Source organism: Thermobacillus sp. ZCTH02-B1 (genome assembly GCF_002159085.1).
Lineage (GTDB): Bacteria > Bacillota > Bacilli > Paenibacillales > Paenibacillaceae > Thermobacillus.
Map to the genome: position 1 here is coordinate 59,912 of NZ_LZRU01000005.1, position 14,540 is coordinate 74,451.

At 65.7% G+C, this 14,540-nt stretch carries 9 protein-coding genes; 3 read left to right on the top strand and 6 right to left on the bottom strand.

Translation table 11 applies throughout. From position 1 onward, the window contains the following. Positions 1-28 precede the first annotated feature (28 nt). On the top strand, positions 29-2,164 hold the full coding sequence (locus A9Z00_RS01335) for a TaqI-like C-terminal specificity domain-containing protein (protein ID WP_296973541.1): 2,136 nt from the start codon (positions 29-31) through the stop codon (positions 2,162-2,164). 44 nt (positions 2,165-2,208) lie between these two features. Here the strand turns inward: A9Z00_RS01335 and A9Z00_RS01340 are convergent, their stop codons facing one another. The 6 genes from A9Z00_RS01340 to A9Z00_RS01365 all read right to left on the bottom strand — a co-directional run bounded on the left by A9Z00_RS01340 (position 2,209) and on the right by A9Z00_RS01365 (position 12,036). Next, positions 2,209-2,739, bottom strand: a complete 531-nt coding sequence (locus tag A9Z00_RS01340; protein ID WP_296973544.1) for a DoxX family membrane protein — start codon at positions 2,737-2,739, stop codon at positions 2,209-2,211. 215 nt (positions 2,740-2,954) lie between these two features. Further along, a complete protein-coding gene (locus A9Z00_RS01345) occupies positions 2,955-4,568 on the bottom strand; it encodes an MDR family MFS transporter (RefSeq protein ID WP_296973643.1) in 1,614 nt (537 codons plus the stop codon). 47 nt (positions 4,569-4,615) lie between these two features. Further along, positions 4,616-5,047 (bottom strand): MarR family winged helix-turn-helix transcriptional regulator, encoded by a 432-nt coding sequence (locus tag A9Z00_RS01350; RefSeq protein ID WP_296973545.1) that lies wholly within the window; start codon positions 5,045-5,047, stop codon positions 4,616-4,618. Between the two features lie 425 nt (positions 5,048-5,472). After that, positions 5,473-7,194, bottom strand: coding sequence for an assimilatory sulfite reductase (NADPH) hemoprotein subunit (gene cysI, locus A9Z00_RS01355; protein WP_296973548.1), 1,722 nt, complete (start codon positions 7,192-7,194; stop codon positions 5,473-5,475). A 45-nt stretch (positions 7,195-7,239) separates the two neighbouring features. Further along, on the bottom strand, positions 7,240-9,165 hold the full coding sequence (locus A9Z00_RS01360) for an assimilatory sulfite reductase (NADPH) flavoprotein subunit (protein ID WP_296973549.1): 1,926 nt from the start codon (positions 9,163-9,165) through the stop codon (positions 7,240-7,242). A 330-nt stretch (positions 9,166-9,495) separates the two neighbouring features. Further along, the gene (locus tag A9Z00_RS01365) at positions 9,496-12,036 is read right to left on the bottom strand and encodes a LamG-like jellyroll fold domain-containing protein (RefSeq protein ID WP_296973551.1); all 2,541 of its coding nucleotides are present in this window, start codon (positions 12,034-12,036) and stop codon (positions 9,496-9,498) included. 307 nt (positions 12,037-12,343) lie between these two features. Between A9Z00_RS01365 and A9Z00_RS01370 the strand changes: the two genes are divergently transcribed. Continuing rightward, positions 12,344-13,465, top strand: coding sequence for an LLM class flavin-dependent oxidoreductase (locus tag A9Z00_RS01370; RefSeq protein WP_296973553.1), 1,122 nt, complete (start codon positions 12,344-12,346; stop codon positions 13,463-13,465). 133 nt (positions 13,466-13,598) lie between these two features. Next, a complete protein-coding gene (locus A9Z00_RS01375) occupies positions 13,599-14,516 on the top strand; it encodes an aldo/keto reductase (protein WP_296973555.1) in 918 nt (305 codons plus the stop codon). Positions 14,517-14,540: the final 24 nt, after the last annotated feature.

The following is a 14,540-nucleotide window of genomic DNA, read 5'->3' on the forward strand; positions in this document are numbered from 1 at the left end:
GCGCCGCAGGGATGGGAGGTGATCGATCGTGAAGGAATGGATCACGGTCGCCGAAGCGGCCCGCATGCTGTCGATTTCCACCGCGTCGGTGCGCAACTGGGCGAAGGCCGGGCGGCTGCGCGGCATCCGCGTCGGAAGGTCGCTCGCCTTCGAGCGGGCGGAAGTCGAAGCGCTGAAGGAGTCGCTCGATTCGGGCCGCATGGCGCGGCTTCGGAGCCGCCGCAACAAGACCGCGGCGGACGGCGCCTTCGTCCCGGCCGGCTACGTCCGGACGAAGGCGTACGAACAGCTGGCGAAGCAGGCGGCGGAGATCGCCGGGGACCGGCTCGACCCGCGGCTCGCGCTGCTGGAGCTGGCGCTCAAGCTGCTCATGAGCCGCGGACACCTCGCCGCGCAGCCCGCCCCTGGTGGAGAAAGCCTGGCCGAGCGGTACCTGGGGGGCCGGCTGGATGCCGGCGGCTTCAGGCCGCTGCTCGAAGCCTTGTATCGTTCCGATGGCGGGACGGGCTCCCCGCAGCCCGACGGGGATGCGCTCCGCCGGCTGCGCGAGCTGGCGCAGCTCCCCGTCGTCTACGTGGAAGGCGACGATCTCCTCGGCCTCGTCCACCTGTCGCTCGCCCGCCTGCGCAGCCGCAAGCTGACGGGCGCCTATTACACGCCGTCCGCCATCGTCGAATCGCTCGTGTACGACGCGCTCGGGGAATGGCCGGATACCGGCGGCCTGCCGCGCGTCATCGACCCGTGCTGCGGATCGGGCAACGTGCTGATCCGCGTCTTTCTGGCGCTGAAGCGCCGGCTGACCGCGCGCGGCCTCGACCCCCGCGAAGCCGACCGGCTGCTCCGGGAGCGCGGCACGCTGGCGGGCTGCGACATCGACGATACGGCCGTATGCCTGGCGCGGCTCAACCTGGCCCTGCTCGCCGAGCCGGACGGATCAGGCGCGCTGCCGGCCGAATTCCCGATCCGCCGGCAGGACGCGCTGCACGCACCGGCATCCGAATTTCCCGGCGACGGCCGGTACGATCTGGTCATCGGCAATCCGCCGTGGGGGTTCCGGTTCGCACCCGAGGAGGCGGAGCGGCTGCAACGCCGCTTCCGGACCGCGTCCGCCTTCGGGACGGAATCGTTCGGCCTGTTCATCGAGGCGGGCCTGTCATGGCTCGAAGACGGCGGCGTGCTCGCCTACGTCCTGCCCGAATCGCTGCTCACGGTGGACCGGCACGCCGGGACGCGCCGCCTCATCGCGGAGCATGCCGAGATGCTCGGGATCGCGCTGGCCGGCTCCCCGTTCGCGGGTGTCAGCAGCCCGGTCGTCACGCTGACGCTGCGCAAACGTCCGCCCGCGCCGGAACATACCGTCGCCGTCCGGGACGAGCGCGGCCGGACCGAATCGATCGCGCAGCGGCGGTTTCGAACGAACCCGGGCTGCGCGTTCAACGTGCGCGCCTCGGGCGCGGAGCACGCCGTCCTCGAGCGGATGCGCGCCGCTCCCGGCGTCTGGAGCCTCAAGGACCGGTGCGATTTCGCCCTCGGCATCGTCACCGGCGACAACCGCGCCCACGTGCGGGAGTTCCCGGAGGCCGGGGTCCCGCCGGGATGGGAGCCGGTGCTGCGGGGCGCCGACGTGTCCGCTTACGGTCTCGGCCATTCGGGGCGGTATATCCTGTTCGAACCGGACCGGTTCCAGCAGACCGCGCCCGAGGCGCTCTACCGGGCCCCGGAGAAGCTGATCTACCGGTTCATCGGCTCGGACCTCGTCTTCGCCTGGGACGACCGGCAGCGGCTCACGCTGAACAGCGCGAACATCATCATTCCGCGCGCGCCGGGCTACCGCCTGAAATATGTGCTCGCGGCGCTCAATTCCCGGCCCGTCCGGTTCTACCACGCCCTCGCGCACGCTTCCGTGAAGGTGCTGCGGCGCCATCTCGAGTCGCTGCCGCTTCCGGCGTGTCCGCCGGAGGAACAGGAGGAGATCGTCGCGCTCGTCGACCGGCTGATCGCCTGCGGGGATCCGGAGGAGCGGCTCGGGCTGTACGAGGCGATCGACCGGCGCATCATGGCGCTCTACGGGCTCGACGAGGACGAGCGCCGCCTGATCGCGAACCGGATCGGCCCACCGGCCACGCTGAACCGCGCCGCGCACAACAAAAAAAGGCTGCGATGACCGGATGCATCGCAGCCTTTTCCGTATGTATCACCGCGCCGGGCTTACCGGCTGACCCTGCCCCACGGCGTCCCGAGCAGCGGCAGCGCCCAGCGGTCGAGGCCGTACCAACCGGCGACCTTCCAGGCGAGCACGATCCAGGTTGCCAGAATGAACAGCAGCGGGTTCGTGCTCAGCGTTCCCGCGAACAGGAAGCTGACGTTCATGAACGAGCCGAAGAACGCCGCAATGCCCGTCAGGAGCCCGAGGATGAGGCCGAGGCCGACGAGCACTTCGCCGAAGGCGACCATATAGCCGAACACCTTCGCGTTCGGCAGGGCGACATTCTCCAGGAACGACGCGTACCAGCCGGTGATCGCCCTGTCCTCTTCCACCGCCTTCCGGACGAACCCTTCCACCGCCGCGCCGGCGTTCGCTCCGACCCAGGCGTCCGAGGTAACCTTGTGCCAGCCCGCTTCGAGCCATTTCCAGCCGAGGTACAGCCGGATGATGAGCCAAATCCAGGCCGAGCGTGTGTCATTGAACAGAAAATGCGATACGGGGTTTTCCGGTACGTTGATCGTTGTTCTGGCCATGATCGATCCCTCCAGATGCATCTGATTCGCGGTTTCGAACCCCGGGCCGGCACCGCCCTCGGGACAGGGCACGGCGCCGTTGCCAAATCGATGAAACATCGATTAGTGTATTGTATACGCTTTCGACAAGTTCCGCAATAACAGGGTTCACATTTTTCCGCAAATCCATGCATCCGGGCGGGGATCGCCGGATCCCCGCCGGATCGAACCGGTGCTCAACGAACCGGTTCCGGTTGCTGCACGACGCGCGCCCCGTCCGCCTCCTTCGGCATCCGGTTCGACGTGCGCAGCGGAATTTCCCGCAGGAAGAACGTCAGCAGGGCCGCCGCGGCGACGATTGCCGTGCCCCACAGGAACACGACGGTCAGCGACGAGGCGAGCGCTTCGCGCAGCGCTTCGACGATCCGGTTCGCGATCGGCTGGAGATCCGCCGGCAGCGACGCGATCGTTTCCTTCAGCTTCGGCTGGTCGAGCAGCATGTTCGGGTCCGTCAGCGATGCGAGCTGTTCCCGTGTCGCTTCGTCGAACTGCGCCGGCGCTTGCCCGCCTTGCGCCATTTTCTCCTTCAGGTTCGCCTTCAGACTCGTCGACATGACCGTGCCAAGCACGGCGATCCCGATCGTGCCGCCGATGTTCCGGAAGAGCTGCGAGGATGCGGTCGCGACGCCCAGATCGGCCGGGCTGACCGCATTCTGCACCGTCAGCGAGAAGACGGGCATGCCGACGCCGAGCCCGACGCCGAACACGAGCATCGCGGCCACCGCCGTCCAGACGTTGTCCATGAACGCCATCATGAGCATCCCGATGATCATGATCGGCATGCCGATCAGCACATAGCGCTTGTATTTGCCGGTCTTCGTAATGTACCGGCCGATGACCGTGCTCATGATCACCATCGAAAGCGACATCGGGATCGTCACGTATCCGGCGTACGTCGGCGCGATGCCCTCGACGCCCTGGACGAAGAACGAGATGTAGATGAGCGCGCCCATCATGCCCGCGTTCATCAGGAAGCCGATGACGTTGGAGATCGTGACGATGTCGTTGCGGAAAAGATACAGCGGCAGAACCGGGCTGCCGGCGTTCTTTTCCACCCATACGAAAATGACCGTGAAGAAGGCCGCCGCCGCGAACAGCCCGATGATCGGCGGCGAATCCCAGTCATAGCGCGTGCCGGCCCAGGAGAACCCGAGCAGGAGCGCGATGATCGCGAGGCTGAGAAACAGCGAGCCGAACCAGTCGATCGTCTCGGATTCGCGACGAGCCGTCTTCGGGAACAGCACCAGAATGAGGGCGAAGGCGACGACGCCGAGCGGCAGGAAAATCCAGAACAGCCAGTGCCAGTCCATGTGATCGACGAGCCATCCGCCCAGCGTCGGGCCGAGAATGCTGGAGAAGCCGAAGGCGGACATCATGATGCCGCTCCATTTGCCGCGCTCGCGCGGCGCGAACAGGTCGCCGACGGCGGTGAAGGCCGAGGACATGATGACGCCCGCGCCGATGCCCTGGATGCCCCGGAACATGATGAGCTGCAGAATGTTCTGCGAGAAGCCGCACAGGAACGCGCCGATCAGGAAGAACAGGATCCCTCCGAGCAGGAACGGCTTGCGCCCGTAAATGTCCGACAGCTTCCCGACGAGGACGGTCGCGATCGTCGACGTCAGCATGTAGATCGTAATGACCCACGTGTAGTAGTCCACGCCCTCCAGAACGGCAATGATGCGCGGCATGGCCGTGCTGACGATCGTCTGGTTGATGGCGGCGAAGAACATCGCGGCCAGGATGGCGATCATGATGGTAAGTTTGCGTTTGGGCGACAGATCTTCCATGGCATCCATAAGGTGCGGTTTCTCTCCTTGTCTCCGGGTGTCCCGATTCAGAAGCCGGTCCGCGCGCGCTCTCCGGTCAGCCGCTCGAGCAAATCCGCAAGCAGTTTCACTTCTTCCGACCCAAGACGCGCCGTGACGCGGCCGAGCAGCTCCTCGCGCAGGTTCCACGCCTTGCGCAGCGCGCCCCGGCCCTCCTCCGTCACCTCGACGAGCACGGCACGGCGGTCGCCGGGATCCGGAACGCGCCGGACAAATCCGCGCTTCTCGAGCCGGTCGACCATCACGGTGACGGCGCTCGGCTTCACCTCGATTTTTGTGGCGAGATCCGTCAGCCGGTACGGTCCGTGCTGATGCGTCAGATTCAGCAGCATGAGCTGCGGAAGCGTGACCGGCATCTCCGGATGCTGCGCCAGGGCGGCGTTGAGCTGCTTTTGCAGCTTCACCAACGACACGGCGATCCTGCGGACATCCGACTCCATCGTGACACCCCGATATTTTCAACTGTTTAATATTTATATGATTTAAAAATATAGTCCGATGACCGGATCGTTGTCAACCCGAATACAGGGGGTCCGACGACGTGGAGAGGATCCCCGCCGGAAGGATGATCCGCGCGGCCCCGCATCCGGCCCTGCGCCATGCTTTCCCCGGGGGATGATTTTTCCAGGGCCCGCAACACCGAGCAGGACGGCGTCAACCGAGCGGCTATATGCGGTTATATTATGATCCGTCTGCCGGTCGTCCTCTCCGAAAACGGCTGCCGGGGATGAAGCCCATGCCGGGCGTACCATAAAAAATGGACCCCGCTTTCACGGAGTCCGTACCATTCCGCTTGTCATGAGACGCATGCCCGACGGGGAACGGCTCGCGGCCCCCGCCGGCCGTCGCGCGGCTTCGGCGGTTTTCAGCTGTGGAAATCCCGTCCGTCCTTCACTTCTGTCACATAGCCCGCGCGGATGCAGAAGTCGCCGAAGCGCTCGCCTTCCTTCCGCTCCCGCGCGTAGTGGAACAGGATCGGCCGGAGCTCGCGCAGGATCTCCTCCTCGCCGATGTTCTCCCGGTACAGCTTGTTGAGCCGCTCGCCGGCGAAACCGCCGCCCAGGTACATGTTGTATTTGCCGACCGCTTTGCCGATGAAGGCGATCTCGGCCAACGCCGGGCGGGCGCATCCGTTCGGACAGCCGGTCATGCGGATGACGATCTCTTCGTCGCGCAGGCCCGCCTCGTCCAGAATCGCCTCGATCTTGTCCAGCAGCGTCGGCAGGTAGCGCTCCGATTCGGCCATCGCGAGGCCGCACGTCGGCAGCGCGACGCAGGCCATCGAGTTGCGGCGCAGCGCGGAGTAGTTCTTCCCGTCCGTGATGCCGTACTCCCGGATGAGCGCCTCGATTTCCTTTTTCTTCCGGCTCGTGACGCTGCCGATGATCAGGTTCTGGTTCGGCGTCAGCCGGAAATCGCCCGTGTGGATCTTCGCGATCTCCCGCAGCGCGGTCATCAGCTTGTAGTCTTCCGTGTCCTTCACCCGGCCGTTCTGGATGAACAGCGTGAAATGCCACCGGCCGCCCGTGCCCTTCACCCAGCCGTAGCGGTCGCCGTTGTGCTCGAACCGGTACGGCCGCGCCGGCTCCAGCTCCCAGCCGAGGCGCCGGTTCAGCTCGCCGGTGAACCAGTCGAGCCCGCGGTCGTCAATCGTGTACTTCAGGCGCGCGTGTTTCCGGTTCGCGCGGTCGCCGTAGTCGCGCTGGATCGTGACGACCTTCTCCGCGACGTCGACGACCCGCTCCGGCACGGTGAACCCGATCACCTTGCCGATCTGCGGATAGGTGGACGGGTCGCCGTGGGTCATGCCCATCCCGCCGCCGACGACGACGTTGAAGCCGAGCAGCCTGCCGTTCTCGTGGATCGCGATGAAGCCGAGATCCTGCGAGAACACGTCGACGTCGTTGGACGGCGGGACGGCGATGCCGATTTTGAACTTGCGCGGCAGATAGACGGGGCCGTAGATCGGCTCCTCTTCCGCGCCTTCCCGGCTGTCGTACACCTTCTCCCCGTCGAGCCAGATTTCGGCATACGCCCGCGTGCGCGGTTCGAGGTGCCGGCTGATCGCCTGCGCCCACTCATAGACTTCCGCGTGCACTTCCGACTGATACGGGTTCGGGTTGCACATGACGTTCCGGTTCACGTCGCCGCACGCCGCGATTGTCGTGAGCAGCGCGTCGTTGACTTCCCTGATCAGCCGCTTCAAATTCCATTTGATGACGCCGTGGAACTGGATCGACTGGCGCGTCGTGAGCCGGATCGTGCCGTTGCCGTATTTTCGGGCGAGCTCGTCCATCACGAGCCACTGCCGCGGTGTCATGATGCCGCCGGCCGCCCGCACCCGCACCATGAACTGGTACGCCGGTTCCAGCTTCTGCTTCGCCCGCTCGTTCCGGAGGTCCCGGTCGTCCTGCATGTAGCTGCCGTGAAATTTCAGCAGCTTGTTGTCATCCTCGGGAATCGAGCCGGTCAGCGGATCTTCAAGCGTCTCCGCCAGCGTGCCCCGCAGGTAGCGGCTCTTCCGCTTGACCGCTTCGACGTCGCTGTGGGGCTTGCTGTTCGGGTTCATCAGGTTGTTGCCGAACATGTCGCGTTGCCTCGCTTTCGCACGTAAGGTTTCAGGCAGGCTTCATCAGTAAACGTCGCGCTGATAGCGGCGCTCCTGCTGCATCCGCTTCAGATACTCGGCGGCCTCGTCCTCGCTCAGCCCGCCCTCCCGGCGGATGACCGTCTCGAGCGCCGCGTGGACGTCCTGCGCCATCCGCGACTTGTCGCCGCAGACATAGACGTACGCGCCTTCCTCGAGCCATGCGTACAGCTCCTTCGCCTTCTCGAGCATCCGGTGCTGCACGTAGATTTTGCGTTCCTGGTCGCGGGAGAACGCGACATCCATCCGCGTCAGCACGCCGTTCTTCAGCCAGCGCTGCCACTCGACCTGGTAGAGGAAGTCGGTGAAGAAATGCCGGTCGCCGAAAAACAGCCACGACTTGCCTCCGGCTCCGGTCTCCTCCCGCTCCTCGAGGAACGCCCGGAACGGCGCGACGCCCGTGCCCGGACCGATCATGATGATCGGCGCGTCCGGGTCGGCGGGCAGCCGGAAGTTCTCGTTCTGCTGCACAAAGACCGGAAGCTCCGAGCCCGGTTCGGCCCGTTCGGCGACGTAGGTCGAGCAGACGCCGTACCGCGTGCGGCCGTGCGCCTCGTAGACGACCTTGCGGATCGTGAGATGCGCTTCGTCCGGGTGCGCCTTCAGGCTGCTCGCGATCGAATAGAGCCGCGGCGGAATTTTCCGGAGGATCGGCACGAACGTCTTCGCCGGCACGCCCTTCAGTTCGAAATCGCGGATCAAGTCGACGAGATCGCGCCCCGCGATGTATTCGCGCAGCGCCTGCTCGCGGCCCGGCGCCGTCAGCTCCTTCAGCTTCGGATGGCCCGTCAGCTCCGCCGCCTGCTCAAGCAGCGGCTTCGTCAGCACCGTGATCTCATAGTGCCGGATGAGCGCCTCCCGAAGCGGCAGCTCGCCGTCCTTGCCGGCCGGCACGGGTTCGTCCGCCTTCCAGCCCGCCGCCTCGATCAGCTCCTCGACGAGCTGCGGGCGGTTCTCCGGATAGATGCCGAGGGCGTCGCCCGGCTCGTAGGTCAGCCCCGATCCTTCGAGCGAGAGCTCGACGTGGCGCGTCTCGCGGTCGGAGCCGCGGCCGTTCAGGTTCAGGTTCTCGAGCACCGCGGCGCGGAACGGATTCGAACGGGAATAGGCCGCCGCCGGGGCCGCAGGAGCCGACGGAACCGCCGCGGCGACGGCCGCTTCGGCCGCGCCTGAAGCTCCGCCGGCCGGGACGGCTCCGGCCGCCGAAGCCGCCTCCTCGTCCGCCAGCGCGGCGAGCACGCTCTCGATCCATCCGTTCGCCGCATCCTCGAAGTCGACGTCGCAGTCGACGCGCGGCGCGATCCGCCGGCCGCCGAGCTCCTCCAGCCGCTTGTCGAAATCCTTGCCGGTCTGGCAGAACTTCTCGTAGGACGTGTCGCCGAGCGCCAGCACCGAAAACGGCAGGCCGTCGAGCCGCGGCGCCCGCTTGCTGTGGAGGAATTCGTAGAAGGAGAGGGCGTTGTCCGGCGGCTCGCCTTCGCCGTGCGTGCTGACGACGATGAACAGACGGGTCACCTTCTTCAGCGCGTTCGTCTTGAAATCGTTCATGGCGCTGACCGTGACCTCGTAGCCCGCCCCCTTCAGCCGCTCGGCCAGCTGGTTCGCCACCTTCTTGCTGTTGCCGGTCTGCGAACCGTAAAGCACGGTCGCTTCCTTCGGCAGCGCCGGCACCGCGGGCGCGGCGGACGCCGCCTGGGGCGCGGCCGCCTGCGGGGCCGCCGGGGACGCGACCGTCCCGCCCGCAGCCGCCTGCGCGGCGGGCGCCGGCGCCGCCGCGGAGGCGCCGCTCAAGGTTGCGGCCAGATAGCCGCACAGCCAGAAGCGCTGTCCGTCCGTCAGCGTCGGCAGCAGCTTGTTGAGCAGCTCCGCCTGCTCCCGGCTGAACGGACTGTTCGTCTCGTGAAGCACCAACGTATCCACCCCGCTGTGTTGCGTTCCGTCTTCATGCCTCGTATTCCGAGTAAATTGATATGCATTATTTATTTAGAGTAGCACAGCGCGGGGCAGGATTCAATCAAATTGATCTTATGGGATTTATCAGAATTTGATATAAATGAAAGGACCTCCGCCCCCGAGGGAACGGAAGCCGCCGCATTCGACCGGCCGGGCCGGCCAATCGGGGCCGACAGGAAAGCCGGCGGAAGACCTTCGGGCCTTGCGCCGGCTTTGCCCCGGAAGTGTCGGTTATGCAGCCGCCGCCTTTTCGCTTCGGCTTCGCGGAGTTCCCGACCCCTTGGGTCATCAACCGCCCGCGGCCGCCAAATCGGCGACGTCGGACGGCGACAACGCGCCTTCGTAGATGCGCAGCTCGTCCATCAAACCCTGATAGGGCGGGTCCCACCAGTTCACGCCGAGCGCGAAGACCGCATCCGGTACGGTGAACACGTGCGGGAAGTTCGCGCCCCGGAACCGCTCTTCCCCGTTCACGTAGACGACGAGCTCGCCACCGTCCACCGTGAACGCAAGATGCGACCATTCGCCGGTCGGAATCGTGAGCCCCGTGACGCCGTCGTACCAGTCGCTGCCGGACCAGACCATCGTCTGCCCGCCGACCGGTCCGAGCGGCACGAGGCTGACCCAGCTCTCGGGGCTGCGCGCGCCGAAGAACGTCGTCGTGTACATCGTCAGCCGCTCCGGCTTCAGCCAGACCGACACGGAATACGCGTCGCCCCGGATCAGCCCGTCCGGCAGCCGGACGCCCGACGCGCCGTCGAACACGGCGGCGCGGCCGATCTTGCCGTCCGCAAAACCGATGGCGCCGCCCGTCTTGTCGATCCGGTCGCCGGTCAAGGTGCCGGAGCCGAAACGCCCCGTGGCATCGTCCAGATTGTCCTCAAAGGCGTAATGCGCGGTCAGCGTCGCCGGGCGGCGCGGCAGCACCGTGATCGGGAATGCCTTCACCGCGCGCTCCGACCCGTACGTGATCGTTGCGGTCAGCACCGCCGAGGCCGGTTCCGCTCCCGCCGGCGGCCGCGTCACGACACCGGTCTCCGTCACGACGCCCGGTTCGGACGTCGTCCATGCAATCCGCGCGCGGCGCGTCCCTTCCGTCGGCAGGGTCAGATTGCCGGTGACGGCGCTCGTATCGCCGAGCGATAGGTCGGCCACGATATCCTGCACGATCTGCGCGGCGGTCCGTTCTTCCAGCCTGCTGCCCCAGATCGCCACGCCTTCATCCGAAACGGCGGTGAACGTCATCACCCAGGCTTCCGACACCGGGTCCCACTGCTTCACGAATACGCCGTCGTACGTCTTGCCGTCGATCGTCAGTTCCGCGTCGTAGTGGCCCGTCTTTTTCCACCTGCCCCGGACGTCGCCGCTGATCGTGTTGTCCGGATTCAGCCGGATGTAGCCCGACCGTTCGACCGCGGCCGAATACGCCTTGCCGTGGTTGATGTACCGGTATTCGCCGATCAGGTCCTGCCGGTTCACCTTCTCGAGTTGCTCGCCGGCGTAGCGGTACGGCGCGGCGACCGGCCACCCTTTCTTGTTCAGGAAAAGCTGGTGGACGCGGACCTCGTGAATCTCGCCCTTGCCGGGAAAGCGCGTATGGAACACGAGGAATCGTTTGCCCGTCGCCTTGTCGTAAAGGACCGAGTTGTGGCCGGGCGAAACGTAGCCGTAGCCGATCCCGTCGCCGGGTTCGCCGACGCGCCGCTCGAACAGGAAGTTGCCCATCAGCTTGATGCCGTAGGGGGTGTGGTCGACGTTGCCCGGCAGCACGGCGTTTTGCCCGAGCGTGTCCACATACGGCCCGTCCGGCCGCTTCGAGCGGAACACCCGGATGTTGTATCCGCCGTCCGAGCCGAGCCAGCCGTAGGACATAAAGAGATAATAGAAATCCGTCTCCCGGTCGTGGACGATGTACGGGCCTTCGCCCGATTTCGTGTAGCCGCCGGCGATCTTCGTGCCGAAGTACCGGTCGATCATCCGGCCGTCGGGCGTCGTACCGTCCCTGCCCGGATGGATTGGCCGTCCCGTCCGCTTGTCCAGCTCCAGGATGAAAATGCCCCCCGACCACGAGCCGTACGCCATCCAGAGCCGGCCGTCCTTGTCAAAGAACACGTTCGCGTCGATCGCGTTCGGATACAGGGCGTTGTTGTACGAGCCGTCCGCGTTGAACCAGTCCGGATTCGGCCCGTCCAGGACGCCGCTTTCGATGAGCCCGGGCAGGTTCGTGTTCGTCCACTTCTTGTTCACCCGGCTGTTCGCGTCGTACGCTTCGTCGCGGGTGAAACCGGAATAGACGATCGTGTCGACGTAGGTGTAAGGACCTTCGATCCGTTTGGCCGCGGCGATGCCGATCGCCGAGCGGATGTAGGTCGACGACACGCTGTAGTAGATCAGCCAGGCGCCCTTCGTGCCGTCCGGGTTCTCAAAATGCTCGTTCCAGATGACGTCCGGTGCCCAGACGGCATAACCGCCGAGGCTGTCGGCGTCGTTCTCGCCCGCCCAGGCGAAGGAGCCGGCAAGGTTCGCGGACAGATCGCCGTACAGCACGTTGCCCGGCGTCGTGTAGCCGTTCGTGAACCGCGTCCAGTTCATCAGGTCGGCCGATTTCGCCGCTTCGATGTGCGAGCCGAACACGTAGTACGTGTCGCCGTGCTTGACGATGGACGGGTCGTGCACCGACACTTCGGTGTACGACGGCGGCGGATTGTCCGCCGGCCGGCCCGGGTTGTTGCCGGTGCCCGGGCCTTGGCCCCCGGCGTGCGCCGGCGCGGCCAGCACCGTCAGCAGCAGGCACGTCAGCAGGATGGCAAGCGGATGTCGGCGACGCATGAACACATCCCTCCAGTCGGTTTTGGAGAAAATCGGAGTATAACGCCTGTGCATAACACCTGTCGCCCCATGATGCGCAACGCAATGAAATCGCTCTCATTTCCTTTCAACATACAACAAGGCCTCGGGGGCATCAATTTGATTTGTTGTTTTTGATCATGGATTCTCATTTTTGCGCATCATTCGACACGAGGTTGCGGACGGCGGACCCATCTCCCCCGTGACCGCAGGCCCGCCCGTCCGGCGGGAATATTTGTGGAACGGCTTCGGCTCAAGTACACTGGAAGTATCGAAGGAGGCGACAGACATGACCGAACAAGGCAGCACAACGGAGCGTTACGACCATCCGCCCGGAGGCATCGAGATCGGCATCAGCACGTTCCTCGAGGCGACGCCCGACCCGGTGACGGGCGAGCGGATCAGCCACGCGGAGCGGATTCGCCGCGCGGTGGAGGAAATCGTCGTCGCCGACCAGGCCGGCCTGGACGTGTACGGCGTCGGCGAGCACCACCGGCCCGATTACGCCTGCTCCGCCCCGGCCGTCGTGCTGGCGGCCGCCGCGCCGCTCACGAAGCGGATCCGGCTCACGAGCGCCGTGACCGTCCTGTCCTCGGACGACCCCGTCCGCGTCTACCAGCAATTCGCGACGCTGGACGCCCTCTCGAACGGCCGGGCGGAGATCATGGCGGGACGCGGCTCGTTCATCGAATCGTTCCCGCTGTTCGGATACAGGCTGGAGGATTACGACGAGCTGTTCACCGAGAAGCTGGAGCTGCTGCTCGAAGTCTGCCGGAACGAGATCGTGACCTGGCGCGGCAAATTCCGGCCCGCGATCGACGGCCGCGGCGTCTATCCGCGCGCCGTGCAGAACCCGCTGCCCGTCTGGATCGCGACGGGCGGCAACCCGGAATCGGCCTACCGCGCCGGCCTGCTGGGCCTTCCCGTCTGCTTCGCGATCATCGGCGGCATGCCGGAGCGGTTCCGGCCGCTCGTCGAACTGTACAAGCGCGCCGCGGAGCAGGCCGGCCATGACGTCTCGAAGCTGCAGATCGCGACGCATTCGCACGGCTTCGTCGCGGATACGACCGAGGAGGCGGCCGAGAAGTTCTTCCTGCCGACCATGGCGCAAATGAACAAGATCGGCCGGGAGCGGGGATGGCCGCCGTACACCCGCGAGACCTACGACGCGGCGCGCAGCCTGCGGGGCGCGCTCTACGTCGGCGATCCCGAATACGTCGCGGAGAAAATCGTCCTGCTGCACCGGAACCTCGGCATCACGCGCTTCTTCCTCCATGTCAACGTCGGCACGATGCCGCACAAGGACGTGCTGCGCGCGATCGAGCTGCTCGGCACGCGGGTGGCGCCGCTCGTGCGGAAGGAACTGGCGGGAAATGGCGGAAAAGCGGGGAGCAACGGGGAAGGAACGTAAGCTTTTTCCTTGAACCGGACGGACGGGTTATGCCACAATCTTCTTGAACACGCATTCACGGCGGCCGGCGCGGACGTTGCGCAATTTTCCGGGCCGGGAACCGTCAAATGCTCATCCGGGAGGCCATCCGATCATGCGTACCATTCAGCTCGGCACCAGCACGCTCCAGGTGCCCGTCATCGCGGTCGGCTGCATGCGCATCAACCGTCTGGACAAGCGGGAGGCGGAACAATTCATCCGCGCGGCGCTCGAGGAGGGCGCAAATTTCTTCGATCACGCGGACATCTACGGAGGCGGGGCCTGCGAGGAACTCTTCGCGGACGCGATCGGCATGAACGCCGAAATCCGCTCCACCATGATCCTGCAGTCGAAGGTCGGCATCCGCAAGGGAATGTACGATTTCTCGAAGGAACACATCCTGTCGTCCGTCGACGGCATCCTGAAGCGGCTGAAGACGGACTACCTTGACGTGCTGCTGCTCCACCGTCCGGACGCGCTCGTCGAGCCCGAGGAAGTGGCGGAGGCGTTCGACCGGCTGCACGCCTCGGGCAAGGTGCGCTGGTTCGGCGTGTCGAACCACAAGCCGCTGCAGATCGAGCTGCTCAGGCGATACGTGCGCCAGCCGATCGTCGCGAACCAGCTCCAGCTCAGCATCACGAACGCGACGATGATCTCGCAGGGCATCAACGTCAACATGGAAAACGATTTGGCGGTTGACCGCGACGGCAGCGTCCTCGACTACTGCCGCCTGCACGACATCACGATCCAGCCGTGGTCGCCGTTCCAGTACGGGTTCTTCGAGGGCGTCTTCCTGGACAATCCGAAGTTCCCGGAGCTGAACCGGAAGCTCGACGAGATCGCGGCGAATCACGGCGTCTCGAAGACGACGATCGCGATCGCGTGGCTGCTCCGCCATCCGGCGAAGATGCAGCCGGTCATCGGCACGATGAACCTCGACCGCCTGCGGGACTGCTGCAAGGCGAGCGACGTGTGGCTGTCCCGCGAGGAGTGGTACGAGATCTACCGCGCGGCGGGGAATGTGCTGCCGTAACGAAAACCGGCCGATCGGGATGGT